Annotated in this window: 25 protein-coding genes and 1 pseudogene; 20 read left to right on the top strand and 6 right to left on the bottom strand. The window is 51.4% G+C overall.

Going from position 1 to position 26118, the window contains the following annotated elements:
• Positions 1–18: 18 nt before the first annotated feature.
• The 3 genes from ABLV78_RS12790 to ABLV78_RS12780 all read right to left on the bottom strand — a co-directional run bounded on the left by ABLV78_RS12790 (position 19) and on the right by ABLV78_RS12780 (position 5043).
• Positions 19–2214, bottom strand: a complete 2196-nt coding sequence (locus ABLV78_RS12790) for a CBM35 domain-containing protein (protein WP_047048280.1) — start codon at positions 2212–2214, stop codon at positions 19–21.
• An 11-nt stretch (positions 2215–2225) separates the two neighbouring features.
• Complete coding sequence (locus ABLV78_RS12785; protein WP_024908494.1) at positions 2226–3563, bottom strand: maltoporin; 1338 nt, start codon at positions 3561–3563, stop codon at positions 2226–2228.
• Between the two features lie 208 nt (positions 3564–3771).
• The gene (locus ABLV78_RS12780; RefSeq protein ID WP_047048286.1) at positions 3772–5043 is read right to left on the bottom strand and encodes a PTS sugar transporter subunit IIC; all 1272 of its coding nucleotides are present in this window, start codon (positions 5041–5043) and stop codon (positions 3772–3774) included.
• 169 nt (positions 5044–5212) lie between these two features.
• On the opposite strand from ABLV78_RS12780, the gene ABLV78_RS12775 reads away from it, so the two are divergent.
• The 7 genes from ABLV78_RS12775 to ABLV78_RS12745 all read left to right on the top strand — a co-directional run bounded on the left by ABLV78_RS12775 (position 5213) and on the right by ABLV78_RS12745 (position 10621).
• Positions 5213–5524, top strand: coding sequence for a PTS sugar transporter subunit IIB (locus tag ABLV78_RS12775; protein ID WP_015366647.1), 312 nt, complete (start codon positions 5213–5215; stop codon positions 5522–5524).
• A gap of 14 nt (positions 5525–5538) precedes the next feature.
• On the top strand, positions 5539–6861 hold the full coding sequence (locus ABLV78_RS12770) for a PTS sugar transporter subunit IIC (protein WP_047048289.1): 1323 nt from the start codon (positions 5539–5541) through the stop codon (positions 6859–6861).
• Between the two features lie 25 nt (positions 6862–6886).
• Positions 6887–7201, top strand: coding sequence for a PTS lactose/cellobiose transporter subunit IIA (locus tag ABLV78_RS12765; protein WP_047048292.1), 315 nt, complete (start codon positions 6887–6889; stop codon positions 7199–7201).
• A 43-nt stretch (positions 7202–7244) separates the two neighbouring features.
• Positions 7245–8150 carry an ROK family protein gene (locus tag ABLV78_RS12760; protein WP_047048294.1) on the top strand — a complete coding sequence of 302 codons (906 nt, stop codon included), beginning with the start codon at positions 7245–7247 and terminating at the stop codon, positions 8148–8150.
• A 77-nt stretch (positions 8151–8227) separates the two neighbouring features.
• On the top strand, positions 8228–9187 hold the full coding sequence (locus ABLV78_RS12755) for a LacI family DNA-binding transcriptional regulator (RefSeq protein ID WP_047048296.1): 960 nt from the start codon (positions 8228–8230) through the stop codon (positions 9185–9187).
• A 21-nt stretch (positions 9188–9208) separates the two neighbouring features.
• Positions 9209–9415: a hypothetical protein gene (locus ABLV78_RS12750; RefSeq protein ID WP_047048299.1), complete on the top strand. Its 207-nt coding sequence runs from the start codon at positions 9209–9211 to the stop codon at positions 9413–9415.
• Positions 9416–9583: 168 nt separating this feature from the next.
• The gene (locus ABLV78_RS12745; protein WP_047048302.1) at positions 9584–10621 is read left to right on the top strand and encodes an aldo/keto reductase; all 1038 of its coding nucleotides are present in this window, start codon (positions 9584–9586) and stop codon (positions 10619–10621) included.
• A 117-nt stretch (positions 10622–10738) separates the two neighbouring features.
• Here the strand turns inward: ABLV78_RS12745 and ABLV78_RS12740 are convergent, their stop codons facing one another.
• Positions 10739–11920 (bottom strand): aldo/keto reductase, encoded by a 1182-nt coding sequence (locus tag ABLV78_RS12740; protein ID WP_047048988.1) that lies wholly within the window; start codon positions 11918–11920, stop codon positions 10739–10741.
• Between the two features lie 46 nt (positions 11921–11966).
• Complete coding sequence (locus ABLV78_RS12735; protein WP_047048305.1) at positions 11967–12953, bottom strand: aldo/keto reductase; 987 nt, start codon at positions 12951–12953, stop codon at positions 11967–11969.
• A 212-nt stretch (positions 12954–13165) separates the two neighbouring features.
• On the opposite strand from ABLV78_RS12735, the gene ABLV78_RS12730 reads away from it, so the two are divergent.
• Positions 13166–14074, top strand: a complete 909-nt coding sequence (locus ABLV78_RS12730; protein ID WP_047048307.1) for a LysR family transcriptional regulator — start codon at positions 13166–13168, stop codon at positions 14072–14074.
• Positions 14075–14110: 36 nt separating this feature from the next.
• Here the strand turns inward: ABLV78_RS12730 and ABLV78_RS12725 are convergent, their stop codons facing one another.
• Positions 14111–15010 carry a LysR family transcriptional regulator gene (locus ABLV78_RS12725; protein WP_047048310.1) on the bottom strand — a complete coding sequence of 300 codons (900 nt, stop codon included), beginning with the start codon at positions 15008–15010 and terminating at the stop codon, positions 14111–14113.
• A gap of 139 nt (positions 15011–15149) precedes the next feature.
• Here ABLV78_RS12725 and ABLV78_RS12720 point away from each other — a divergent pair, with 139 nt between their 5' ends.
• The 12 genes and pseudogenes from ABLV78_RS12720 (at position 15150) to ABLV78_RS12665 (ending at position 26116) form a co-directional block, all read left to right on the top strand.
• Positions 15150–15455 carry a hypothetical protein gene (locus ABLV78_RS12720; RefSeq protein WP_047048313.1) on the top strand — a complete coding sequence of 102 codons (306 nt, stop codon included), beginning with the start codon at positions 15150–15152 and terminating at the stop codon, positions 15453–15455.
• A gap of 11 nt (positions 15456–15466) precedes the next feature.
• Entirely contained in the window at positions 15467–16156 is a 690-nt protein-coding gene (locus ABLV78_RS12715; protein ID WP_047048316.1) for a type 1 glutamine amidotransferase domain-containing protein, read from the top strand.
• An 84-nt stretch (positions 16157–16240) separates the two neighbouring features.
• Positions 16241–17188, top strand: a complete 948-nt coding sequence (locus tag ABLV78_RS12710; protein ID WP_088389852.1) for an aldo/keto reductase — start codon at positions 16241–16243, stop codon at positions 17186–17188.
• Between the two features lie 102 nt (positions 17189–17290).
• Complete coding sequence (locus ABLV78_RS12705) at positions 17291–18325, top strand: amidohydrolase family protein (RefSeq protein WP_047048321.1); 1035 nt, start codon at positions 17291–17293, stop codon at positions 18323–18325.
• Positions 18326–18475: 150 nt separating this feature from the next.
• Positions 18476–19048, top strand: a complete 573-nt coding sequence (locus tag ABLV78_RS12700; protein WP_047048324.1) for an NAD(P)H-dependent oxidoreductase — start codon at positions 18476–18478, stop codon at positions 19046–19048.
• 2 nt (positions 19049–19050) lie between these two features.
• On the top strand, positions 19051–20070 hold the full coding sequence (locus tag ABLV78_RS12695) for an aldo/keto reductase (protein ID WP_047048327.1): 1020 nt from the start codon (positions 19051–19053) through the stop codon (positions 20068–20070).
• Positions 20071–20129: 59 nt separating this feature from the next.
• Positions 20130–20825, top strand: coding sequence for a putative quinol monooxygenase (locus tag ABLV78_RS12690; RefSeq protein ID WP_047048993.1), 696 nt, complete (start codon positions 20130–20132; stop codon positions 20823–20825).
• A gap of 15 nt (positions 20826–20840) precedes the next feature.
• Entirely contained in the window at positions 20841–21644 is an 804-nt protein-coding gene (locus tag ABLV78_RS12685) for a carboxymuconolactone decarboxylase family protein (RefSeq protein ID WP_047048330.1), read from the top strand.
• 349 nt (positions 21645–21993) lie between these two features.
• Positions 21994–22127, top strand: a pseudogene (locus tag ABLV78_RS12680) (hypothetical protein); the annotation flags it as partial.
• Positions 22128–22167: 40 nt separating this feature from the next.
• Positions 22168–22620: a nuclear transport factor 2 family protein gene (locus ABLV78_RS12675; RefSeq protein ID WP_047048333.1), complete on the top strand. Its 453-nt coding sequence runs from the start codon at positions 22168–22170 to the stop codon at positions 22618–22620.
• Positions 22621–22731: 111 nt separating this feature from the next.
• Complete coding sequence (locus tag ABLV78_RS12670) at positions 22732–22992, top strand: hypothetical protein (RefSeq protein WP_047048336.1); 261 nt, start codon at positions 22732–22734, stop codon at positions 22990–22992.
• Positions 22993–23008: 16 nt separating this feature from the next.
• Positions 23009–26116 carry a multidrug efflux RND transporter permease subunit gene (locus ABLV78_RS12665; protein ID WP_047048339.1) on the top strand — a complete coding sequence of 1036 codons (3108 nt, stop codon included), beginning with the start codon at positions 23009–23011 and terminating at the stop codon, positions 26114–26116.
• Positions 26117–26118: the final 2 nt, after the last annotated feature.

Raw genomic sequence — 26118 nt, 5'->3', positions numbered from 1 at the left:
AGAAGGGCAGCCAAATAACTACTCTGCAGTAACTTCAATTGATTGGATGAACATATATCCCCAGTCGCCGGCGAACTTTCCAAAACTGATGGTATTTGCCCCCTCTCTGAGCGAAACAGGAACGACTATGGTCTGGCCCTTCTCATCCGTTTGCGGAAACTCAATGCTGACTGGCATCCCATCGTTCACGATGACCGAGTTTTTCTTGCTTCCCCATTTGCCGTTAAATTTCACATGTAGGGCGAATTTACCGTCCCAGGGAGCGTTAACCTGCCAGCTCACGCTGTCTCCGTCACGAGCGAAAGGACCGAGAAAACCGTCTTCTCCGATGGCTAAGGTCTCTTTTTCACTTTTAGTTGAGGTAAGTGTTCCCTTGCTAACATCAAGAGTCCCGCTGCCAAAGCGGCAATAATCTGCCGGTACAGGCCTCACAGCGGGCTTCACGCTGACATTTATCGTTTTGCTGCTTTCCAGCAACCCGTCATCAGCAGTAAAGGTCAATGCATAGTCACCCGGCGCAGAGAACCAGACTCGGGTTTCCTCTTTGCTGCTGTCACAGAAGTGCACGTTATTCTTACCGTTATGACTCCACGCTACGCTGACTTTCGTGTCAGGCAGATTGTCATCCTGCCAGGCCGCATTGAGTTGAACGCCTTTATCGACAGTGGTGGAAAGCATGTCCTGCAGAGTGATAACCGGTGGAAGGTTTTTCTGCATATGCTTCAGGCGAATTACGTTTGAAGGTGCTGACTGACCACTTTCATTCTTAGCGATTACCCGATAGTAGTAAGTCTGGCCGAGCGTCAGGCTGCGATAGTCATCGCGGAAAAGACTCATTTTTGACGGGTTCCATTCATTTTTGCCGTCGGAGATGTCCTTTCCTACGCGTGTCCATGGCCCCTGTGGCTGTGCCGCTCTTTCTACGTCGTAATAACGCCCAACGGGTGACCCCATCCAGTTAATGGCAAAGGGGGAATCGCCCTCGCGCAACCTCGGTGCTTCCGGTACCGGCAGAGCTGGCGCCTTGCTCAGACCAGCCATTTGTGCCGCGGCGGTTCGTACCAGATTGACAACCTCCATCTCCTGGTTCGCTTTCCCCTCATCCGGGAAGCCAGGCAGATGGTAGCTATAGTGCCCGGTATACTCTTTGTGCCAGTAAAAACCGCCATCATGCCGATGACCGCGAAAACCCCAGATAAAGCCACCTGCAGCCTGAGCACCATTGACCTCGGAATGGACAATGGACTGCATGATAGCGTTCAGGTCTTTTTGATCGAGCAGACCGAATTCGCCGACCAGATACACTTTTTTGCCGCCTATCGCCGCAAGATCTTTACGCACCTGCTCGGGATGATTGTTATTGGCATTGGTGTAATAGTGATTGCTGATGATGTCGACGTTCGGATCGCTGAGCGCAAAATCATTCACCTTTTTATAAGTCCCATCGACGATAAGCTGATGGGGTGCCCATTTACGGATCCAGGCTGATGTCTGATGAAGAAAATCGGCGTTAGTGTCCTCCAGTTCATTACCCGTTTCCCACGCCATAATCGCCTTTTCATCGTAGTAGTGGCGTCCCGTAATGGTGTTAGTCCGGGTTATTACCTGACGAATCACGTCCAGATAAGCCTGGAAGGTTTTACTGTCCGTCCGATAAAAATCCTCAGGTTTTTCATGATAAAATGCGGCAAGTTGTTCTCTCCCACCCCACCACCACCAGTGATCGATAAACGGTAGAATCAGGCGAAGCCCCTGCTTATCCGCTTCAGCAATCATGTTGTCATAAACTTTCATTGCCGCTTCATTCAACCGCGGCATGCCGTCAGGCGTTTCCGGTGACAGGATATGCGTTTCACGTCCGCAGGCCGCGTCGTTTTCCTGCTGAACGGATAGCACATACACGCGCTGTGCTTTAGCACCCGTTTGTACCAGGGCTTTAATCCAGTTTTCTTGCTCTTCAGCAGTAGGCCATTTGAAATATTGCCCCCACCCACGCGGATCCGCTTTGCAGGTCCCTCTCGCGTCATCCTCTATACGATGCAGCTCCGGAGCGTGGATCCCGGCAAAGCGAAAGAGCCGATCGCCGTCTTTTAACGCAGCACCATCACGAGTAATAAAATGTTCAAAATGGGATTGTTCCGCCGCCAGCGCTCCCGCGCTTCCCAGCGCGGACAGTAAGGAGACGATCAGAAGTTTTCGAATCGGGAAAGCCATCTCTTATCTCCTCAGAACCAGACTTCAGCCTGTACACCAAAATTCAGCGTATCGGTATCCCCGCTGCGAGAGTATCCCCCCGGGCTAAGGGTACCGGTGCTCCAGTCGTAATTTCTGTCCATCGCATCCGAGACGCCTTTATCCCATTTTGCGTACGTGGCAAAGAAGCGCAGCTGTGGACGACTCCAGAATCCGGAATCAAAGGTGAGCGTCGGCGCAATGGTCACTTTGGTCAGGCCACCCTTCCCTTTGCCGTTTACCCCCATGTAGTTTTTATCATCCAGATATTCGTAACCCACTTCATATTGCATGGCGAAATTCTTCGTTATCTGATGATACGGCCGGATACCCGCGACCCACATGGAGCGTCCCCAGCCGTCATCATCGCTGGTCCACCAACGGTAGTTTTTGTCTTTCTGATAAAACGCAAAGGTCGAAACTTCTACTTCGCCCAGGCTGGCCATACCATCCAAAATCACGCGCCAGGACTGGGTATCATCTAAGTTTGCCCAACCCCAGCCGTTTTTACCCAGCGAGTCAGCGGCAGCGAGCCCTTTGCCGTACTGGAAAACAATGCGGGAATAGCCACCTGTCAGCCCATAAAAACTGTCGACGTTATACAGCGCCGTCACGCCATAACCTTTTTCAGCAGAAGTGGGATGGTTTTCGTTGCGGTTCATATGGTGGCCAATAAGCTCAACATCCAGCCCGGTGCCGCCGATTTTTTTAAACCAGAGGTTAAGCGAGTAATCGTCAGGGTATCCCTGATCCCCCAGAGCCACGGGATAGGCTTTGGCTTCATCCGTTGTTGAAAACGCATAAACGCCGGCGTCAAAGCGCGCAAAGCCTAAATCCAGGTTATCAAACCCGCCCCCCGTTCCGTTGTACTGAATATACTCCCAGTCGAACTGGTGGCTGGAAAGATTGGAGCTGCTGTAACGTTTACCCGCCCAGAAAGTCATATCCGGCGCAAAATCGAGATTTGATAACTCAGCAAAACCTTCACGGAACTGGGTTTCTTTACCGTCATCGTCGGTACAGTTCCAGTCTGCGGTACATTTTGTTTGATGCGTCAGGTTGGCCTGAACACGGGCGACTGCGCCTGTGTCTGATTTCAGCGTGACCGTCGGGATAAGCTCAATCTTGGTATCTTCTTCGTTCCCCAGACGCCATTTCCCGTCGGGCATCAGTCCCACTGAATCCACCCGGTTACCGTCACTGTTGGCGAGGATCCCTGAGCGCAAATAGCCGTGGAGTGCAAAATCATATTTCTCATCGGCGCTGGCATAGCCGCTGATGACAGTGAGGGTAATCAAGGACAGAGGTATTGATTTAATTAACGTTTGCATAGGTTCCCTTTGAATTTTTATTTTCACGGTTAAACGTGCAGGGGAAATGTAAGGATCAAAAATGGAAATGTACATCCATTAACGGAAAGCGCTTTCCGTCTTTGCCGGATTGAATCACAAATTTGAGATCTTTGAGAATATTTTCGTGATTAAGGTCACGAATTAAGCTTCTGCCCACGAGAAATGGGCAGAAACAGAAAGAGGAGCGTTATTTTTCCAGCTGCATCAGCTGGCGTTCGTGAACCTTAAAGAATGGACGATAAAGCATCCATGCGTTGAAAAAGGCAAACAGGCACATACACATATTCTTCCAGCTACCGTTGGCCGACCATGCTGCACCCAGCGGTGAGGGCATTGACCATGGCAGCATTGCAACGGCCCTGTCGAGGATACCCATTTGCGTCAAATACCAGGCTATACAGGCATTTATCAACGGAACAAAAACAAAGGGCAGTAAAAAAACCGGGTTCATGATGACGGGGAAGCCAAACAATATTGGCTCATTAATATTGAACAGAGAAGGCAAAAGACCAATCTTTCCCACACTCTTCAACTGCCTTGAGCGGCTTCGCATTGCCATAAACACCAGTGGCAACGTTGAGCCGATACCGCCAATCAACAGATAAAAATCCCAGAACCCCTGGAGATAAATATGGGGTAGCACAGCCTCCCCAGCAGCCAGGGCTCGCTGATTTTCAAACAGATAGGTGAGCCAGAACGGGTTCATGATACCCGTTATGATCAGGGCACCGTGTATACCAACAAACCATAAAAGATTACACAGAAACAAGGAGATAAGCACCGCCGTAAGAGTATCCGACGCCACGATAAGTGGACGTAATGCTTCCCCAATCAGTTGCGGCAAAATCTGTCCGGTCGTCTGCAGCATCACGGCATTCATCACGCTGATGGAAAGCATAATCACCAGCAGCGGCATCAGCAGCTGGAAACCATTCCGTGTCATCACCGGCACCTCATCCGGCAAACGAATGCACCACCCTTTATTATAAAAAAACCTTATAATTTCAATCGAATATGCGCTTGAAATGAGGGCAGTAAAAAGTCCCATCCCTCCCAGGAAAACATTCGTCGCGCCATTATCCCGAAAACCGATAAACAGCAGAAAGGCGAGACATCCGGTGAGCCCGCATAACCGTTCCGGTAATTGATATTGCTTGGCAAGGCTGGCACTTGCACCAAATGCAACAATCAACGCCACCAGGCCGAGCGTCAGCTCAAAGGTTGGTAACAGCATCGGACGCAGCAGCAGATAAAAAGATCCGAATCGTGAGGTGCTTGAAATGGCGAACGGTGGAAACAGCATTGGCACCATCAGACTTCCCACGATGACAAAAGGCATTGCAAGAGAAAAGCCGTCTCGCATTGCTGTAATGTGTTGATTCTTAGTGATTATGTTCGCCACCGGCGTGAGGCGTTGCTCTATCAAATCCACAGCAACATTCATCAAATGAATGTTCATAAGTCGACCTTAGTAGTTCTTGAATAGCAGGGATGATCGCGCACATTCATACAAAGTGAAAGGTGCTCTCAAGTGATCGTGGTCACAATTACCTTATCCGTAAACGGAAAGCGCTTTCCGTTTTGTTCCGTGGTGACTATATTCCAGCCATAAATTCAAAGGAGACGTTATGAAAAAAATCATGTTGTGTTGTTCTGCCGGGATGTCTACCAGCCTGCTGGTAAAAAAAATGGTCGATGAAGCGCACAAGCGTGGCCTGGAAGCGGAAATCAAGGCGTATGGCGTTGCCGAATTTGCCGAGCAGGTTGGTCACTACCAGGTGGTATTGCTTGGACCACAGGTGAAGTACATGCAAAGCGATCTACAGAAACAAGCCGATAAATACGGGATCCGCGTTGAGCCAATCAACATGATGGATTACGGCATGCAAAAAGGGGGCGCCGTTCTCGATTTCGCCCTCTCCCTGATAGATAACAAATAACGAAGGGAAACCCTATGAGCTCTCTGTACGCAAAACTAATTCAGGTTATCGAAAAGAAAATTACTCCGATGGCGGGCGCCGTCGGCCAGCAAAAATATGTCACCTCCATTCGTGACGGCTTCATTACCGCTCTGCCGTTCATGATTGTGGGTTCTTTTATGCTGGTATTTATCTTCCCCCCCTTCTCGCCCGACACGTCCTGGGCCTTCGCCAGGGCATGGCTGCAATTCTCGCTTGATCATCGTGATGCACTCATGCTGCCCTTTAACTTCAGCATGGGAATTATGACGATCTTTATTTCCGTCGGGATTGCCGCAAGCCTGGCCAAGCACCACGATCTCGATGCACTTACCGCCGGGATGCTCTCTTTAATGGCCTTTTTGCTTGTCGCTGCGCCATTGAAGGACGGGCAGATTTCAACGGCCTACTTCTCCGGTCAGGGGATCTTTACCGCCATTCTGGTGGCTATTTATTCCACGGAACTTTACGCCTTCCTGAAGCGACACAATATTACCATCCGCCTGCCGCCGGAGGTCCCAGCCGGCGTAGCACGCTCGTTTGAGATCCTCATCCCGGTACTGGCAATCGTCATCACGCTGCATCCGCTGAACCTGCTTATTGAAGCGCAACTGGGGATGATTATTCCCGAAGCAATTATGTCGCTGGTGAAACCGCTGGTTGCCGCGTCCGATACACTCCCAGCAGTGCTACTCTCGGTGCTGGTGTGCCAGGTGCTATGGTTTGCCGGTATCCATGGTGCGCTGATCGTCACCGGTATTATGAACCCTTTCTGGATGGCAAACCTGTCCGTAAACCAGGCGGCAATCGCCGCGGGTGAAGCTATCCCACATATTTACGTTCAGGGTTTCTGGGACCATTACCTGCTAATCGGTGGTGTTGGCTCGACGCTGCCGCTGGCCTTCCTTTTGCTGCGCAGCAAAGCCATCCATTTGCGGACTATTGGGCGAATGGGCGTGGTACCAGGGGTGTTTAACATTAACGAACCCATTCTGTTTGGTGCGCCCATCATTATGAATCCTCTGTTTTTCCTGCCGTTTGTGCTGGTCCCGATGGTCAATGCCACCTTCGCATGGTTTGCACTGGATCTCGATTTAGTCAGCCGTGTGGTGTCGATGACGCCATGGACAACACCTGCACCCATTGGCGCGTCATGGGCAGCCAACTGGAGCTTCAGCCCTGTGATCCTGTGCCTGATATGCATGGTGACATCTGCTGTCATGTACTTCCCCTTCCTGAAGGCCTACGAAAAACAGCTTCTGGAACAAGAGCATGAAAACGCGGTTGAACATGCAGAAGATGCGGCCCAATCCGCCTGAAAGTAGAAAATAGAGGGAAAAAAACATGGAATTAGAAGAACAAGTTATGGGCATCATTATTAACGCGGGTCAGTCGCGCAGCCTGTGTTATGAAGCCCTCGGCTGCGCAAAGCAAGGTGATTTCGAAGCCGCAGATCAACTAATGAAAGAGGCGACTCATTTCGCCCGTGAAGCGCACCTTGTTCAAACCCAGCTCATTGAAGCCGATGAAGGCGAAGGGAAAACCAAAATGACGCTGGTGATGGTGCATGCGCAGGACCACCTGATGACCTCCATTCTGGCCAAGGAGCTGGTGACCGAACTTATTCACATTTACCGTACACGCCAGCAACAGGCATAACGACAGCAGAGAGGCCGCGGCCTCTCTTATGACAGAGGATTGTATGCATTATCTTGGACTGGATATTGGTGGCACAAAAATGGAAGCTGTATTGCTTTCAGCTCAAGGCGATTATCTCTGGCGTAAGCGCCAGCCGACTCAGAAAGAAAGTTACGCTGAATTTATGCTGCATCTGGTGAGCCTTATTGATGATGCCCGCGCGGCTAGCCCGGAACCCTTCACTGTAGGGATCGGTCTGCCAGGCGCAATTGACCCGCAAACGGGGCTCATCAAAAATTGCAATTGCCTGGTTCTTAATGGCCACGATCTGAAAGCCGATCTTGCCACACGCATCCATCAGCCAGTGTGGATTGCCAACGACGCCGATTGTTTTACCCTCTCTGAAGCGGTAGATGGTGCTGGTGCAAAGGCAGACACCGTATTTGGTGTGATTATCGGTACGGGTTGTGGCGGTGGTGTTGCCGTGCGCCAGCATTTGTTACAAGGTCCAAACGCCATTGCCGGTGAATGGGGACACAACCCGCTTCCGGGTTACGCGGCAGCGAGTGACGGTCCCGCTCAGCCCTGCTATTGCGGGAAAGACAACTGTATTGAAACCTTTATTTCCGGTACCGGGTTTGCCCGTCGCTTCCCGGGAAATCTGACCTCTCAGGAAATTATCAACGCCGCAGAACAGGGAGATCCGAAGGCGTGCGAACACTGGCGCCATTTTATTGATGTATTTGCCCGTAGCCTGGCGTCAGTCATCAATATTCTGGATCCCCAGGTCATTGTGTTAGGAGGAGGATTGTCGAATGTCAGCAGAATCTATGATGATCTGCCTGTCGCTATTATTCCTTATCTCTTTTCTGAAACCTGCCATACGCGCATTGTTCCGGCGCGCTTTGGCGATGCCAGCGGCGTACGCGGCGCAGCCTGGCTTCCCCGGCTGAACGCGCACGAAACATAAGCGTCATGACCGGCGACGGGACGATTCTTCGGGAGGGTTATGTTAAGATGATGAAAACTCACCACGCAGAAAACGCTATGCCAACGATTGATGATGTATCTCGATTAGCCAATGTTTCCAGAGCAACGGTTTCCCGCGTGCTGACGGGAACCCGAGGTGTTCGCGAAGAGAGCCGTGAGGCGGTATTGCGGGCCGTTGAAGAACTCAACTACCGCCCAAGCTTCGCCGCGCAAAACCTGGCGAGTCAGTCATCAAGCCATATCGGTGTGGTACTTTCCTCACGTGATGAAAGCAGTGGCGCGCGTATTCTTCCCGCGCTTGCGCGCGCAATGAAAGTGCTGAACAAAACGCTGATCGTCCAGTATGTGGATAATGACTTCGAACATGCAGCTTCGGTAGATGATTTACAACGGCAATGCGCCGCCGTTGTGGTGTTCGGACCAGTTGTACCAGGCAGTGGCGATAACGTGATTTCTTTCGACCGGCCCGTGGTGGATGCGAAAATTCAGGGCTACGATTTCGCATTTGCTACGGAGAGCGCCTGCCGCTACATGATAGGTAAAGGCCATCGCAACATCGCGCTGGTTATCGATAACGAGACGGATGACGCAAGCAAGCGAATGGTTGAAGGTTATCGCAACGTGTTGCAGAACTACTCATTTCCGTTTAATCGCCAGTTGGTATTAACTGCCAATGAGAGTGTCGAACGCGCGCTGTTGACGCTTATTAATAGTCTGAGCAAGTTCTCTTCCATCGTAGTTAAGCGTGATGCTTACGCTGCAGAGGCCATGCGCCTGTTCCGCGAATTTAATATTGCCGTGCCTCAGGAAGTATCCCTCCTCAGTCTTGAGGATTCTCCGTTGGCCACGCAGTTATACCCGCAACTGACCTGTATTTCCTGGCCAATGGAACCCCTCCTGCACCAGTGTGTACAGCGCATTAAAAGCATCGTTGAGGGTCGTCCGCTTCGCGAAACGGAACTGCCACCGATAATTGGTAAGCTTACGCCTCGCCAGTCGGTGCTGGAAATGAGTTAACTATTTTTCAGGAGTGAAGATATGAATGCAGCCCAGCTTTTGTGTTCTCTGGCATTGATTTTGGTCGCATCCTTTCGCATTTTTGCGCAGGAACCAGGGCTCCCGCTGAAGGAACAGATCAATACAGATGAAGGTACAATCTGCGTTTATGAACGCGGGGAACACCGTGAAAAAATTGTTATTCCTGTTGGTCAAGCGTGCCCGAAAACCTCACCCAACAATAATTAATGATGTCAGGGGTGTAGGCGCTGTCCTGGTATGTAAAATCCAATGACGATTACGCCCATCTGTGAAAAAAACTCACAACACCATTCGATGACGCATGCTGGTTCCCTTCATGTCAGTGCAATACCCTGTCACACACAGAATTGCTGGCAATAAAAGAAGGAACACAGAATGAAGTATGTGAATCTGGGTCGTAGCGGTTTGAAAGTCTCCCGTCTTTGCCTCGGTTGTATGAGCTATGGTGAACCTGAACGTCTTCCTCAACCCTGGTCCCTGGATGAAAAGGCGTCACGTCCGCTCATTCGCCAGGCGCTTGAAGCGGGCATTAATTTTTTTGATACCGCGAATATCTACTCGGGCGGAAGTTCTGAAGAGATCACTGGAAAAGCACTGAGAGAAATGGCCAGGCGCGATGAGATCGTTGTGGCGACAAAGGCCTTCTTTCCGTGGCGCAACTCACCCAATACCGGGTTTCTTTCCCGCAAAGCCATTTTTCAGTCTATTGACGATAGCCTGATGCGCTTAGGTATGGATTATGTGGATCTCTTTCAGATTCACCGCTTTGACCACTCCACGCCTGTTGAAGAGACCATGGAGGCTCTGCATGACCTCGTTAAATCAGGAAAAGTACGTTACATCGGCGCATCATCTATGGAAGCCTGGCGCTTTGCAAAAATGCAGCATATGGCAGAGCGTAACGGCTGGACCCGATTTATTACGATGCAACCGCAATACAATCTGCTTTACCGGGAAGAAGAGCGCGAGATGTTGCCCCTGTGTGAAGACCAGGGCGTTGGTGTGATCCCCTGGAGTCCGATGGCACGCGGCAGGCTCACGCGCGACTGGAGTGTCACGTCCCGACGAACGCAAAACGATGCCTTTGCGTTAAAAATGTATGAGAACGCAGCCCTTCTGGATAAGCCCGTTATTGATGTTGTTGCCAGCATTGCTGAAAAGCACCATGTGCCAAGAGCCCATGTTGCAATTGCCTGGTTGCTATCAAAAACGGTCATCACAGCACCGATCATCGGCGCGACGAAACCAGAACATCTTTCCACGGCTATCAGCGCGCTGGACTTTTCACTTAGCGATGACGAAAGCATGGAACTCGAGGCACACTATCTGCCGCACCCCGTCGACGGGATCATCCCCCCACTTCCGGATACGCCACCTTCACTCACGCCGCCTTCAGCAATACAGGACTGTTAATGCCCTGAGCGCGTTATGATTTAGTCCATTCATGTGGTTTATCCCTGACAATAACACAGAGGGAGACATTATCTACAGTCTCCCTGTGACAGTAAGTATAAAGGTGGCCATCACCGTTTAACTTTTATCAAACTGACTTTCGGTAAACGGATCTGCGCGACCGCCCTGCAATGGGATCCTGGCAAGCGCTGCATCGATTTCGCTTAATTCGCTGTCCGTCAACCGGACTTGCGGTGCACCGCTGTTTTCTATTAGGTGCGGATATTGCGTCGTACCCGGGATAGGGACAATCCAGGGCCGCTGCGCCATCACCCAGGCCAGCGCGAACTGAACCGGAGTGGTGTTTTTGCGACGGGCCCACGACTGCGCGAATTCAAGCAGTACCATGTTTTTGGCCAGGGCATCGGGCTGGAAGCGTGGCAGGTTATGCCGCCGATCTGTGCTGTCGAACCGCTGGCTTGGATTGACTGCCCCGGCAAGGAAACTGCGGGCGGTCGGGCAGTAAGGTACGAAACCGATACCCAGCTCTTCGAGTGTTGGAAATATCAGTGTCTCCGGTTCACGCCACCACATGGCATACTCACTCTGCACTGCAGCCACAGGGAGTACCGCATGTGCGCGGCGGATTGTCCCGGCACTGGCTTCCGACAATCCCCAGTGTTTCACTTTACCCTCCTGGATCAACGCCTTCACGGTTTCCGCCACATCCTCAATCGGCACATTCGGATCGGGGCGATGTTGATAAAGCAGATCGATGTGGTCCGTTTTCAGACGCTTTAGCGAACCCTCTACGGCGCGGCGGATATGGTCAGGATGGCTGTTGAGGGAGGTTGGCTTCCCCTCCTCCACGCCGAAACCGAACTTAGTGGCAATCACCACACGATCGCGAACGGGGGCCAGTGCTTCCCCGACAAATTCTTCACTGAGATGAGGGCCATACACCTCGGCAGTATCAAAGAACGTAATGCCTTGTTCGAAGGCGGCCCGGATGAGCGAAACCATGGCTTTACGATCGCGCGGACCACCGCCGTAATACCCCACCATAGGCAGACACCCGAGTCCCATGCTGGAAACCTCCAGCGAGCCGAGTTTACGCGTGGTTAAGGTCTCCTTCTGGACGGGAACAGCATCCGATGGGGCGTTCGACGTGTCCTGACCAGCCGGTTTCGCCATCACTGCACCGCTCCTGCCAAGGGTGGTTGTGGCCAATGCCAGACCGGCTCCGGCGATCAGAAAATTGCGACGATCCTGGGAAGCGGGTACGGAAGCAGAATGCTGGTCATGCATCATCTTGCTCATAAACTGGAACTCCCTATAGCGAAGAAAGGATTCATTAATTTGGTCCTTACCAGGCATAAGCCTGTGGCGCTTCTCCCCCGGGGCCGGGCCAGATTTCGTCGAGACAGCTCATGGTGTCGTCTGATAGCGTGATTGTCGTTGCGTGAAGCGCCTGCTGGAGTTGTTCGACCGTACGAGGCCCGATAAGTGGAGCAGTAACGACAGGATTCTGCAGGAGCCAGGCAAGCGCCACATCGGAAGGGGTTTCGTCGAGGTCCTCACATAATTCTTCGTAGGCTTCCAGCTGTGGACGATACTGTTCGATTAGACGGGAAAACGCGGGTCTTGCACGGCGCCCGCTTGCCATCTTTTTCAGTACGCCGCCAAGCAACCCTCCTGCAAGTGGGCTCCAGGGAATCAGTCCCAGGCCAAAATGGCGGCATGCGGGAATGACCTCCAGCTCAACAGTTCGGGCAGTCAGATTGTAGAGACTTTGCTCAGCAACCAGGCCAAGGGAATGACGGGCCGTAGCAACTGACTGCGCAGTCGCAATGTCCCAGCCCGCGAAATTACTGCTACCGATATAAAGCACTTTTCCCTGCTGAACAAGGAGTTCCATGGCCTGCCAGATCTCTTCCCATGGCGTATAGCGATCGATGTGATGCATCTGATAGACGTCAATATGGTCGGTCTTAAGCCGTCGCAAACTGTCCTCGCAGGCCTTGCGAATATGGTAAGCAGAAAGACGGCGATCGTTCGGACCCGGTCCCATAGGCTGATAGACTTTCGTCGCCAGAACGATACTGTCTCGCCGGCCACCCTGCTGGAGCCAGCGACCAATAATCTCTTCGGACAGCCCCGAGCCTTGCTGGATATCGGGTGATTGCTCAGTGCCATACACGTCTGCTGTATCAATGAAATTTATACCTGCCTCAAGCGCTTCATCCAGAATGCGGGCGCTGGTTTTCTCGTCGGTGACGTCACCAAAATTCATGGTTCCGAGACAAAGGCGGCTGACTTTCAGGCCGGTGCGGCCAAGATGCGTATAGTTCATACACGGCTCCGTTAGGTGAATGTTCCGCCCTGACCGACGGCCAGAGCGCATAATTTTCAAGAATAACGAAGCACAACGTGTTCAGTGAGAGGCGATGAGTGGATGGACTTGTGAAATAAATTCAGCAACGGATTAGCGCTAATCGGTCTATGGTGTATATCATTTCCGTATCAATACATTCGGGCCTTAACGCACAAGGAAAACGATTCTGTATGCAAATAAGCAGAGCTGATGTCGCCGATCTCATTTATTTCATGGCTATTGCACGTCATCGCAGTTTCAGCCGTGCGGCGATTGAATTAGGTGTCTGTGCATCAGCGCTTAGTCATGCTCTGAAGGGACTGGAAACCCGGCTCGGGGTTCGCCTGCTTAATCGTACGACCAAGAGCGTTACCCCTACGGCTGCAGGTGAAGAACTGGTTCAGTCTGTCCTTCAGCCTTTCGACAAGATAGAAGGCGCGCTTGAATCGCTTAACCGGTATCGTAATACCCCTACCGGACGTATCCGCATCAATGCTGCCGTTGAAGCGGCCAATCTTTTGCTTGCGCCGGTCATGCCTGCGTTTATGGATCGCTATCCCGATATTGAAATTGATATTGTGGCCAGCAACCGTATGGTTGACGTCACTGATGCGGGCTTCGATGCGGGTATCCGCTATGGTGGCACCGTCCCGGAAGACATGGTTGCCCGGCGTTTATCTGCCGATATTCGCTGGGTTATCGCAGCATCCCCCGACTACCTGGAACGTTACGGAACGCCTGAACATCCGGATGATTTGTTACACCATCGCTGTATAAGCAATCGTCTCGGCGACGATCGGATTTATCGCTGGGAACTTGAGCGAGACGGCGAAACGTACCAAATCAGTGTGCCTGGCTCTGTGACGGTCAATCAGGCTGAAACGGGCCTTGTGGCCGTATTAGGCGGAGCCGGCCTGATGTATTTTCCGGAGCCTCTTGTTGCACCCTATGTGAAGGATGGACTGCTCCGCCTGGTGCTTACGGAATGGTCCCCGCTGGAGGAAGGTTTTTATATCTATTATTCAAGCCGCCGGCAACTGCCGACCGGGCTTCGCCTTCTGATTGAGTTCATACAGGAGGCCAGGCCGCTGGGGTTGTGAAATAGCGCTTCCAAACGGGACGATGCGTTATCGTCTTTATCGCCCCGTAGCGGATATCAGAAACTCAATCAGGGCCTTCACTCTTTTCGTTTTACCCGCGTTTTTGGGGTAATAGAGATACACTGGCGGGTAGGTTTTCCAGTAGCTCTCCATCACGGGTATAAAGCGCTCCCTGTCCGGCTGTAACTGCCAGATGGGTTCAAACAAACGTCCGATTCCCAGGCCGTTACGGATCCCGTCTGCCATAACGTCAATATCGTTGCTGATTAACTGTCCGGGCATCTCAACCGTCAACTGCTCTCCGCGATCGTTCAGAATCAACGGAAGGATGCGGTTGTTAGTAATAAAACGGTAGCCAATCAGCTTGTGTTGACTGAGGTCAGCCGGCACCTCGGGCATTCCATGCTCGCTGATATAAGCTGAGGATGCATATAACCCTTCACGAAAGGGTTTCATTAACGGCCGCGCCACCACCCCACCTTCGAGGATATCGCCAAAACGGATCCCAAGATCAAAACGCTCTTCGATAACATTCACGGTACCGTCGTAAACCGAAATTTCAAGCTGTATACCCGGATATTGCTGACAGAATTTCGCCATTGCAGGCTTAAGAATTAACAGATAGGCAAAACGCGAGAGCGTGATTCGCACGATACCAGAGGGCTCCTGATTCTGGTCGCGAATGCTTTCAAGCGAATTTTCCAGCGACTCCACCGCCGCAGCGGTCTGTTCCAGCAACAGCTGCCCAGTTTCCGTCAGCTCAATACGGCGGGTCGTACGCACAAAAAGCGGATGGCCAATATGATCTTCCAGCAGCTTAAGCGCATTGCTGACGGAGGGAGGCGTAATTTCCAGTTTTCTTGCGGCTGCCGAAATATTGCCCTCACGTGCAATGCTCTGAAAGATCCGTATCTGGTTATACAGGGCGTTATTCATAATGTTTTCCTAAAGCAATCTCCGCCTGATTATTAAGTACAGTCTAAAGATGCTTAAGTCAATGCTCCTCTAATCTTCGTGAAATTCGCCTCTTATACTTTTATCTCTTTCTACAACGACCTGAGTTCAGGAGACTATGATGCGAATTTTATGTCTGGATATCCCCGCACCTGGAGCATCGCTGGAAAAATATGCTCCACACCTTAACGCTGAAGCGCTGCACGCCTGGGGATTGTATAAATCCGGCTTCATCCGCGACATCTACTTCCGTCAGGACAGACCTGGCGTCGCTATTTTTCTTGAATGTGACTCTGTCGATGAAGCGATGAACGTAATGGACGAATTCCCGCTGGCAAAAGCTGGCTTATTAAGCTTTGAGTGCATTCCGCTTGGCTCCTTTATTAACTGGGAAAATCTCTTTGCCGCTGAATACAAAAATAAATAGTGAGGCCCGATATGAAACCTGCAGATAAACCCGTGCTGTGTGTCGTTTCCAGCCATCCGATTAAAGGCGCATCCGGTGTACCAACCGGTTTTTTCCTGGCCGAGCTGACGCATCCGCTGAAAGTACTGGAAGACGCCGGACTAAAAACGATGATAGCCAGCATTCGCGGGGGACAGCCGCCGGTGGATGGATTTGACCTCAGTGATCCTGTCAACGCCTGGTACTGGAACGAAACCGATTTTCAGCAGCGCCTGGCAACAACACCAGCGTTATTCGAGTTGAACGGTACCGATTACAGCGCCGTTTTCTTTGCGGGCGGCCATGGAACCATGTGGGATTTCCGTGATAGCCAGGATGCCCAGCGTATTATCCGCGAAGTGTATGAAAATGATGGGATTGTCTCAGCCGTCTGCCACGGACCTGCGGCACTGGTTGACGCAAAGCTCAGTAGCGGCGAATACCTGGTGAAAGGCAAAAACGTGGCGGCCTTTACCAACAAGGAAGAGGAAGAAGTTCACACTACAGATGTGGTTCCCTTCCTGCTTGAGACTGCACTTCGCGAGCATGGCGCGCTTCATCATGAAGCCCCGAACTGGTCTGAAAACGTGGTTACCGACGGTCGCCTTATCACGGGGCAGAATCCCGCTTCAGCGCACGGTGTCGGTGTGGCGCTGTTAAATGCCCTCCGCCAGCCAACTTAATTCATTCATCTGTCTTTCATCGTTACTCACCCTCTTTGGCCGGTTTACGTCAGCAACGTTCCGGCCTTTTTTCAGGAGCTGAATATGAAAACTCTTCCTCCAGTCGCGCTCGGCACATGGTCCTGGGGCACAGGCTTCGCCGGTGGCGACACCGTCTTCGGCAATCATCTTTCTGATACTCAGATGGCAGGCGTGTTCACCACGGCCATGAGTAAGGGTCTCAACCTCTGGGATACCGCAGCAGTATATGGCATGGGGAGTTCCGAGGCAGCGCTGGGAACATTAGTCCGTCAGTTCCCCCGCGAGGATATGATTTTATCCACCAAATTCACGCCGCAGATTGCGAACGAGCAGTCTGCACAGCCTGTCAGCGATATGCTTGAGGCCAGCCTCGGACGCCTGGGCGTGGACGCGATTGATATCTACTGGATCCATAATCCCCTCGACGTCGAAAAATGGACGCCAGGACTGATCCCACTTTTACAAAGCGGTAAGGTCAAACGCGTCGGGGTTTCCAACCACAATCTGGCACAAATCAGACGCGCCAACGAAATCCTTAACGCTTCCGGTTATTCCCTCAGTGCAGTACAGAATCACTACAGCCTGCTCTATCGCGCTTCTGAAGAGGCCGGGATCCTTGATTATTGCCGACAAAATAACATCACGTTCTTTGCTTACATGGTTCTGGAGCAAGGCGCGCTCAGTGGTCGTTATGATTCAAATCATCCCATGCCTGCCGGGAGTGGCCGGGCCGAAAGTTATAACGCAGTACTGCCGCAGATAGAAAGATTAACCGCCGCCATGAAAAAAATGGGAGCCGAAAGGAATGCCAGCGTGGCACAGATAGCCATCGCATGGGCTATTGCGAAAGGTACCCTTCCCCTCGTTGGTGCGACTAAAGTCCATCACGTTCTGGACGCCGCCTGCGCTTCAGACATCCAGTTACGCGATGAGGAAATCATCCTGCTGGAACAACTCGCCGCAGAGACCAGAGTGGATACACGAGGCGCCTGGGAAAAACCGATGGTGTAAAGCCCGTCCGGAACAGACTGTCATGAATGACACACACGAACGGGCTGTTCCGGGTGATTCTAATCTGTATCACTTTTACTGCTTTGTATGAATGGTGAGAATATGAAAATCATTTGCCTCGAAGAACATTATCTCGACAGCGAGTTAGGGCGAGCGTGTATGCCTGTTGCGCTTGAGCAGGCACCTTTCCTTGGCGACTGGGGTAAAACCGTCGCTGATGGTCATAATCCTGACCGAAGCCGGCCGCAGATAGAAAAGAATGCGCTGATAAACGCGAAAGGCGCTGATTTGGGAAGCCGCCGCCTCAGGGATATGGATGAGGCGGGAATTACCCTGCAGATACTCTCTGTGGGCGGATTCCCCCAGCTGGCACCCGAGGATGAAGCGGTAACATTAAATACGGTGGCAAACGATCGCGTTGCCGGGGCGGTAAGAAATCACCCGGATCGCTTCGCGGCATTTGCCACACTTCCCTGGGCACAGCCGGAAGAGGCTGAAAAAGAGCTTGTCCGCGCAGTTGAAGAACTGGGGTTTAAGGGGGCACTTCTGAATGGACGACCCTCTTCATGCTTTCTCGATAATCCTGACTATGACTCCCTACTTTCCCGCTTTAATAAACTGAATGTGCCACTCTATCTTCATCCCGGATTACCGTTTAAAAGCGTGCAACAGGCCTACTTCACGGGCTTCAGCGCAGAGGTCAACGCCCGGCTCTCTATGTTTGGCTGGGGCTGGCATCACGAAGCCGGAATCCATTTGTTACGGCTGATGTTATCGGGCGTATTTGATAAATATCCCCACTTGCAGGTAATCAGTGGCCACTGGGGGGAGATGCTGCCCTTCTGGCTGCAGCGTCTTGATGACAGCCTTCCACTGGCTGCAACGGGTCTGTCACGCACGCTAACGAGAACCTTCCAGGAGCACGTTTACGTTACCCCGTCAGGTATGCTGTCGCTGCCGCACTTCCAGTTTATCTACGCGTTAATGGGGGCAGAAAGGATCCTGTTCTCCGTCGATTATCCCTATCAGACCCTGGACGGTGTAAAAACCTTTATCGACAGTCTGCCTGTCAACAAGGCTGAAAAAGAGGCCATCGCATTTCGCAATGCAGAACGTTTACTGGGCATCACGGCGTAGTTCACGGGTTCGTGATGACCGGTACAATGAGAACAGTCGACCATTATTAGTTTTTGTCTAAAAGTGAATGAGTCTTTACTGCTCTAAAAAAAATAATGGTGTCACTCTATACTGGGTTAAACATTCACCAAATATATTTAACTCATTGAAATGAAAAATATCCTTATTGTTTCAGGTCATCCTGAGCTTACCCATTCCGTCGCCAATGCCACGATCCTTGATGAAGTGGCGACCGCCCTTCCCGATGCTGAAATTCGTCGTCTGGACTGGCTCTATCCGGACGGCAAATTCAATATCGCTGCGGAGCAGGAAAGCCTGCTCAGGGCCGATGTGATTGTCTGGCAGTTTCCTTTTTCCTGGTATGGGCTGCCCGGGTTAATGAAACAATGGCTGGACGAGGTCTTTGTCCACGGCTTCGCGCATGGCTCAACGGCGAAACTGGGCGGTAAAAAGCTGCTCCTCTCCTTCACTACAGGGGCGCCACAGGCGCTCTATACCGCTGACGGTTTCTTTGGCCATGCCATTGAAGAGTATCTTATTCCGTTCGAGACCACGGCAAAACTGTGCAATCTTGAGCTGCTGGCGCCGGTTTATACCTGCGGTATCAGCTATGCCGACCGGGATGCCGACAAAATCGCGCAGCAAAAAACGCTTGCCCGGGAACACGCTTCAAGGCTTGTCGATCTGCTCAATTCCGTCGTGAATAATCCAGAGAGAGAATAACGATGCAGTATACCCGGCTCGGTAAAAGTGACTTACTGGTCTCCCGCATCTGTATGGGATGTATGGGGTTTGGCGACCCGTTAACGGGCCAGCATCGCTGGACGCTGGACGAAACAGCAAGCCGGGACATCATCCGCTACGGTCTCGAAAAGGGTATCAATTTTTACGATACCGCCATCGCCTATCAGAACGGCTCCAGCGAGCGATACGTTGGCCGGGCGCTGCGGGAGATGGCAAAACGCGAGGACGTGGTGCTGGCCACCAAGTTTCTGCCACGAACCGCCGCGCAAATTGCTGCGGGGATCGGCGGAAAAGAGGCAATAGCCCAATCGCTCGACCAGAGCCTGCAGAATCTGGGGATGGACTACATCGACCTCTACATCTACCACATCTGGGATTACAACACGCCAGTTATTGAGGTGCTTGAAGCGCTTCATGCCGCCGTTACTGCGGGCAAAGTGCGCGCTATTGGTATTTCCAATTGCTATGCCTGGCAGCTGGCGAAGGCGAACGCCCTTGCAGAACGCGAAGGGCTGACGCCCTTTGTCTCCGTGCAAAGCCACTACAACCTGATTATGCGTGAAGATGAACGAGAGCTCTTCGGTCTGTGCGCTGAAGATGATATCGCAATGACCCCCTATAGCGCGCTGGCCAGCGGTCGTCTCTCCCGGAAAGAAGGCCACACGCGGCGAGCCACGGAGGATGATTATGCGCGTGGAAAATATGACAGCACGGCTGAACAGGATCGGCTCATTATTGAGCGTGTCGCCGAACTTGCCGAACGGCATCAGGTGTCTATGACGGAAATATCTCTCGCTTGGTTGCTGACAAAAGTCACGTCACCTGTCGTCGGGGCCACAAAAAAAGATCACGTCGATGACGCGGTAAACGCCGTAAACCTTCAACTGAATCCGGAGGAAATCCGGCTTCTGGAAGAAACCTACCAGCCGCATGTTCTGACGGGGATCATGGGGCAAAACACGCCGCAAACGAAAGACGTTAAGCAGGTCTGGACGCGGTAGCAAACAGTAATTTCAGTAAAAGGATCATCGTGAAAAAGCCCCTTATGCTTTTAATTTGTATGCTCATAAGCTGCCCTGTCTTTGCAACAAAACTGGACGCGCCGGATAAGGTAATGATGAATATCTTTGAGCTCGGCGTCAGGCACGATCGGGACAAAGATTTTGCAGACGTAGCCAGACAGACGATTTCCGCTTCGGTTGATCATGAAGCAGGTACGCTGGCGATGTACGCCCTGCACCGCAGCGACAATCCACGTAAGGCATTCATGGTCGAACTCTATGAAAACGAGAGTGCTTACCGCAAACATCTGAATGCCGAACCATACAAGGCATTCGCTGCCCGGGCACCTGACATTATCGATCGGAAAAATAAAATCACTCTGGAGCCCCAGTTTCTGGGGGACAAACACATCATACCGAATGAGCGAACCATTAATAATCTGGTGATCGTCGAGGTAAAGCCTGAATTACAGACCGAATTTAAAAACATCGTCATGCCTGAAATGGCTGAGTCACTCAAAGTAGAGAAAGGCGTGTTAGCCATGTATTCCGCTACAGACTCACAGACTCCGAACCGCTGGTATTTCTATGAGATTTACGCCAGTGAGGAAGCGTATCAACTGCACCGACAAACGCCACACTTCCGTGACTATCTCAGGCAAACGGCGCATATGAGCACCAGTAAGGACGCTATCCCGGTAAAACCGGTATTTCTTCGTAACAAAGGCGGAATCAAACAGGATCCGCACCGTTGACCAGTGAGGATTGACATGAAAAGCGTAATTGCAGCAGCGGCCATGTCGCTTGTTATTTCTGATTTTGCTAATGCTGAGGAAACAAGAGGTAAAACTATGATGAAAATTGAACCTTCAGCGATTTCTGAAGCTGATATTCGTTCTGTCTCACCGGCTCTTGCGCGCTTTGGTCGAGAAGCTATTACTGAAGATCTGTGGACACGCGATGCCCTCTCGCCCAGGGATCGTAGTATGGTGACCGTCGCCATGCTAATTGCCAGAAACCAGCCTGGCGACCTTAAGCACTATATAGACATTGCCCTTGATAATGGCGTTACACCAGCGGAATTGTCAGAAATCATTACCCATCTGGCGTTCTACTCAGGTTGGCCAAATGCAATGTCAGCCGTCAGCGTGACCAAAGCAGTATTTGAAACTCGTGGCGTCACGGCAGATGCACTTCCTGAAGCTTCTCCGGACCCGCTTCCTCTCAATCAGGAAGCAGAAAAGCAGCGTTCAGAGACAGTGGAAAAAAATGTTGGCCCAATATCTCCAGGCCTGGTTAAATTCACTGCTGATCCACTCTTCCTGGATCTCTGGCAAAGACCCGCGCTGAAACCCCGCGACAGAAGCCTGATTACGGTCAGCGCCTTAATCGCATCCGGACAGAGCGCGCAGATTGGCTATCACCTCAATAGAGCAATGGATAATGGACTTTCTGTTGAGGAAGCTGGTGAGATCGTTACCCAGGCCGCCTTCTATGCTGGCTGGCCAAACGCATTTACCGCTGCTCCGGTTGTGGGAGAGGTGCTAAACAATCGATCATCGAGTAAAAGGTAACATTACTGAACACTAAAACCTGACGCACATCACAAAATTAGAACGATCAGTTCATGAACCAACAGACGTGACATCGAGTGATTTATGGACAGCGTTTAACACAGTTATGAACCAAAACTGAGTTCATAACTGTGAGCTTGAATCGCCATTTGATTAATATCCATTTAAAACAGTTTGTTATACTGTTTCTGGTGCTGTCGTAAATTATGTATATTCCTCAAACCCAGAATAGTTAAATCACATTAAGCATACCTGACGATCTCCACATGGGATTATGAACCTGGTAATTTGTGGTGATTAGCGACCTCCCGCAAAGCAGACCAAACTGCCCTTTTTTCTTCTTAAGTAAAAGCAGCTTGATCTAAACGAGTCGATGCCGCAGATTCAAGACTCCATTTGTTCATGGAGTCAGCTCAATCAGCCGCAAACTCAGCAGACCGTTACTGTCTGAAATGTCGCTGGGTGGCCGGTTCATTAACCTGACAGGCCTGAAACCTGACATCAAACCATCGCTGGAGGAAGCATGCTTAAAAAATCGATAGTCGCCCTTTCATTGTTTTTCGCTCTGACGCCCGCCGTTTTTGCGGGCAATAGCGAAAGCGAGCTGTTGAATAAAAAGAATGTCATTGATTTTTATAATAAGGCCTTAAACGACAAAGACTTCTCTGCCGCCAGGCCCTATCTCGGGGATCGCTATGTACAGCACAATCCGATGGCAAAAGATGGCGTGGAAGGCTTCGAGCAGTTTATCGCTTTTCTGAAGAGTAAATATCCCGACTCGCACAGCGAAATCAAGCAGGCATTCGTCGACGGAGATAACGTGATCTTGCATGTTGAAGTAACCGGTCGTGAGCCAGGCGTTACGCGGGCTATCGTGGATATCTTCCGCCTCAACGAACAGCACAAAATCGTTGAACATTGGGATGTTACCCAAAACGTTCCGCAAAAAACCGCCAGCGGCAACGGCATGTTCTAAGACCTTTGACTCACGCTCTTGCTTTCCCTTTTTTCATTCGTATAGAAGATTGCTTGTTTAAATAATTTATTTACTTTACTGTAAAGTAAATAAATTCATGAGATCACACTGATGCTCAACGAAAGAAATTGGGGAAAGCTTCTTTATTTCATTGGCTTATGGCTTTTTAGCTCCAGTGCTGATGCTGGTTTGCCAAACTTCAGCAGTGAATACTTGCGCGCATCACCATGTGTTGCAACCCGCAAATTGTTCACAATCAACTCCTACGGCGTGGCAAAACAGATACCGCCCTTGCCTTTTTCTCCTCTTCCGGCTGACGACGAGCTAAACGAACCAACTGACGCGTTTGCTATGCAAAAATCCCTTAACTGACTAAAGGTGAATAACAATGCTGGCCCGTTTTTTTGTCTTTCGCCCGGTTTTTGCCGCGGTCATCGCCATCTGCATCATGGCAACCGGCGCTCTCGCCATGATGACTTTGCCGGTGGAACAGTATCCGGATATCGCCCCGCCTGCTGTTAATGTCACGGCTAACTATACTGGCGCTTCAGCAGAAACCGTCGAGGATAGCGTTACTCAGGTGCTGGAGCAGCAGATCAAAGGTATCGATGGGTTGATCTACTTTTCCTCAAGCAGCAGTTCAGCTGGCCAGGCCCGCATTAGCCTTAGTTTCGATCAGGACGTTAACCCTGATATGGCGCAGGTACAGGTACAAAACGCGGTAAATCAAGCAATTACACGATTACCACAAGAGGTGCAGCAGCAAGGAATTACCGTTACCAAATCTCAGGGGGACAGCTTGATGGTGGTAGCCCTGTATGACCCAAGCAGGCAATTAACCAGCCTTGATATTAGCGATTTCCTCATCAGCTCTTTACAAGAACCGTTGAGCCGCGTCGAAGGCGTGGGTGAAACCACTGTTTTTGGCGCGCAGTATGCCATGCGCATCTGGCTCAATCCGCTCAAACTAACCAGCTATGGATTGATGCCCTCGGACATACAGGCCGCGATCGAGGCGCAGAATTCGCAAGTGACCAGCGGTGAAATTGGTTCTCTGCCGACGATTGAGGGACAATATTTGAACGCCACGGTGACGACGCAGTCCCGCCTTGGTCATCCGGAGCAGTTTGAGAATATTATTCTACGCACCCATCGCGATGGCTCAGTAGTGTACTTGCGCGACGTTGCCCGCGTGGAAATCGGCGCGGAAAACTATCAAAACCAAACGACGCTCAATGGTTACCCTTCCGCTGGGATCTCAATTCAGTTGGCCTCGGGAGCCAACGCGCTGGAAACGGCGGAGAAAGTTAGGACTGAAGTCGAACGCCTTTCTCCCCGCTTTCCACAAGGCGTAATCGCCGCCTTTCCACGCGACAGCACTCCGTTTGTGACGGTATCGATCGAAAGCGTGGTGCATACGCTGATTGAAGCGATACTCTTTGTCGTGGCCGTTATGTATCTTTTTCTTCAAAGCTGGCGTGCAACGCTTATCCCGACCCTGACGGTACCGGTGGTTCTGTTGGGCACTTTCGGCATTCTCAGCCTGCTGGGCTACAGCATCAATACACTGACCCTTTTTGCCATGGTGCTGGCAATCGGGCTGCTGGTAGATGACGCTATCGTGGTGGTGGAAAATGTTGAACGTTTGATGGCAGAGGAAAACCTCACTCCACAGGAGGCCACGCTGCGCTCGATGAATGAGATAACCGGGGCGCTGATAGGTATTGCTCTGGTTCTCTCCACCGTTTTTATCCCGATGGCGTTCTTTGGTGGCTCTGTGGGGATTATCTATCGTCAGTTCACCGTGACCATTGTTTCAGCAATGGCGCTGTCTGCATTGGTCGCTCTGACGCTGACGCCAACGCTGTGCGCCCACCTGCTCAAGCCTGGACACATAAATAAAGGTCGTTTTTTTACCCTCTTCAATCGCGGAGTAGCGATAAGTCAGAACAGCTACCTGGCCACACTTCGTCGAATGACCGCCCATCCACTCCGTTTTGTTTGTCTGGCCCTGATACTAACTTTTTTGATGCTCTGGCAATATCAAAAGCTCGCAAGCGGATTTTTGCCCGAGGAGGATCAGGGCGCGGTTATGGTTCAGTACTCGCTGCCGTCTGGTTCGCCGATGTCGATGACCGAGGCCGTTGGCGCGGATATTACCCACTATTTTATGACTGAGGAGAAAGATAACCTCGACGTTATTTTTATGGTCACAGGAAGAAATAATGCCGGTAGCGGGCAGAACGTCGGTATGGCATTCGCTGAGTTAAAACACTGGGACCAGCGTCCCGGGAAAGAAAACAGCGCTCAGGCCATTATTCTACGCGCGAACCAGTATTTTAATAAAAATGCCAGGCAGGCCAACATAAGCGTGATGTCACCCCCGACCATTCGCGGTCTCGGACAATCCAGCGGTTTTGAATTATGGCTGCAGGACAGCGCCGAAAATGGCAGTGCGGCACTTATGCAGGCACAAACCACCCTGCTCAATGCCGCCAGAGAGAATCCTGCTCTTAACGCGGTAAGGATTAATAGTCTGGAGGAAAAGGCGCAGCTGCAGGTCGATGTCGACCGACAAAAAGCGCAGGTTCAGGGGCTGGATCAGGCCGATATCAACAATACGCTTTCAGCGGCCTGGGGGGGCATATATGTTAACGACTTTGTCGATCGAGGGCGGGTTAAACGCGTGTATATCCAGGGAGACGCGCCCTGGCGTTCAACACCAGAAAATTTATCCGCCTGGTTTGTCCGTGGCAACAGCGACAACATGGCGTCCTTCGACAGCTTCTCGACGCTTCGCTGGACCAGCGGACCGCAGATGCTTCAGCGTTTCAATGGGCTGTCGGCCGTGCAGTTTCAAGGAGGTGCTGCGTCTGGCGTCAGCTCCGGCGTGGCAATGGCTGAAATGTCCGAAATGGTCAGCTCGCTGAACGGATTTGACCTGCAATGGAGCGGTTTGTCCTGGCAGGAGCGCTCATCTTCGGTGCAAACGCTGTGGGTCTATCTGGCATCGCTAGCCTTTATGTTTCTGTGCCTCGCTGCCTTATATGAAAGCTGGTCGATCCCCATTGCCGTGATGTTGATTATCCCGTTGGGCATCATTGGCGCGATCAGCGCTTCGTTGCTCGCCGGTTATGAAAATGATATTTATTTCCAAGTGGGGATGTTAACAACAATGGGCCTTTCGGCCAAAAATGCGATCCTGATCGTCGAATTCGGGCTATCGCAGTTTCAGCAAGGAAAAAGCCTGACGGAAGCCGCACTGGAAGGCGCACGGCTGCGCTTGCGTCCGATTATTATGACCTCACTCGCATTTGTTGTCGGCGTGATCCCTCTGGTACTCTCTGCAGGTGCCGGCGCTGCCAGCCAACAAGAAATTGGGACGGCGGTGATTGGTGGCATGCTTTCAGGGACGCTACTGACGTTGCTTTTCGTTCCACTATTTTTCCTGCTAGTGCAGCAAGGAATCATGCGACTGAAAAGTCGCAAACAGTAAGG

The sequence above is a fragment of the Klebsiella sp. CN_Kp075 genome (assembly GCF_040065055.2).
GTDB lineage: Bacteria > Pseudomonadota > Gammaproteobacteria > Enterobacterales > Enterobacteriaceae > Klebsiella > Klebsiella aerogenes.
The sequence above is the reverse complement of the archived record's forward strand: the minus strand, read 5'-3'. Positions and strand labels throughout refer to the sequence as shown.

Coding starts and splice junctions, on each gene's coding strand:
- ABLV78_RS12790 (WP_047048280.1), bottom strand. CDS start 2,214: ATGGCTTTCCCGATTCGAAAACTTCTGATCGTCTCCTTACTGTCCGCG.
- ABLV78_RS12785 (WP_024908494.1), bottom strand. CDS start 3,563: ATGCAAACGTTAATTAAATCAATACCTCTGTCCTTGATTACCCTCACT.
- ABLV78_RS12780 (WP_047048286.1), bottom strand. CDS start 5,043: ATGAACATTCATTTGATGAATGTTGCTGTGGATTTGATAGAGCAACGC.
- ABLV78_RS12775 (WP_015366647.1), top strand. CDS start 5,213: ATGAAAAAAATCATGTTGTGTTGTTCTGCCGGGATGTCTACCAGCCTG.
- ABLV78_RS12770 (WP_047048289.1), top strand. CDS start 5,539: ATGAGCTCTCTGTACGCAAAACTAATTCAGGTTATCGAAAAGAAAATT.
- ABLV78_RS12765 (WP_047048292.1), top strand. CDS start 6,887: ATGGAATTAGAAGAACAAGTTATGGGCATCATTATTAACGCGGGTCAG.
- ABLV78_RS12760 (WP_047048294.1), top strand. CDS start 7,245: ATGCATTATCTTGGACTGGATATTGGTGGCACAAAAATGGAAGCTGTA.
- ABLV78_RS12755 (WP_047048296.1), top strand. CDS start 8,228: ATGCCAACGATTGATGATGTATCTCGATTAGCCAATGTTTCCAGAGCA.
- ABLV78_RS12750 (WP_047048299.1), top strand. CDS start 9,209: ATGAATGCAGCCCAGCTTTTGTGTTCTCTGGCATTGATTTTGGTCGCA.
- ABLV78_RS12745 (WP_047048302.1), top strand. CDS start 9,584: ATGAAGTATGTGAATCTGGGTCGTAGCGGTTTGAAAGTCTCCCGTCTT.
- ABLV78_RS12740 (WP_047048988.1), bottom strand. CDS start 11,920: ATGAGCAAGATGATGCATGACCAGCATTCTGCTTCCGTACCCGCTTCC.
- ABLV78_RS12735 (WP_047048305.1), bottom strand. CDS start 12,953: ATGAACTATACGCATCTTGGCCGCACCGGCCTGAAAGTCAGCCGCCTT.
- ABLV78_RS12730 (WP_047048307.1), top strand. CDS start 13,166: ATGCAAATAAGCAGAGCTGATGTCGCCGATCTCATTTATTTCATGGCT.
- ABLV78_RS12725 (WP_047048310.1), bottom strand. CDS start 15,010: ATGAATAACGCCCTGTATAACCAGATACGGATCTTTCAGAGCATTGCA.
- ABLV78_RS12720 (WP_047048313.1), top strand. CDS start 15,150: ATGCGAATTTTATGTCTGGATATCCCCGCACCTGGAGCATCGCTGGAA.
- ABLV78_RS12715 (WP_047048316.1), top strand. CDS start 15,467: ATGAAACCTGCAGATAAACCCGTGCTGTGTGTCGTTTCCAGCCATCCG.
- ABLV78_RS12710 (WP_088389852.1), top strand. CDS start 16,241: ATGAAAACTCTTCCTCCAGTCGCGCTCGGCACATGGTCCTGGGGCACA.
- ABLV78_RS12705 (WP_047048321.1), top strand. CDS start 17,291: ATGAAAATCATTTGCCTCGAAGAACATTATCTCGACAGCGAGTTAGGG.
- ABLV78_RS12700 (WP_047048324.1), top strand. CDS start 18,476: ATGAAAAATATCCTTATTGTTTCAGGTCATCCTGAGCTTACCCATTCC.
- ABLV78_RS12695 (WP_047048327.1), top strand. CDS start 19,051: ATGCAGTATACCCGGCTCGGTAAAAGTGACTTACTGGTCTCCCGCATC.
- ABLV78_RS12690 (WP_047048993.1), top strand. CDS start 20,130: ATGCTCATAAGCTGCCCTGTCTTTGCAACAAAACTGGACGCGCCGGAT.
- ABLV78_RS12685 (WP_047048330.1), top strand. CDS start 20,841: ATGAAAAGCGTAATTGCAGCAGCGGCCATGTCGCTTGTTATTTCTGAT.
- ABLV78_RS12675 (WP_047048333.1), top strand. CDS start 22,168: ATGCTTAAAAAATCGATAGTCGCCCTTTCATTGTTTTTCGCTCTGACG.
- ABLV78_RS12670 (WP_047048336.1), top strand. CDS start 22,732: ATGCTCAACGAAAGAAATTGGGGAAAGCTTCTTTATTTCATTGGCTTA.
- ABLV78_RS12665 (WP_047048339.1), top strand. CDS start 23,009: ATGCTGGCCCGTTTTTTTGTCTTTCGCCCGGTTTTTGCCGCGGTCATC.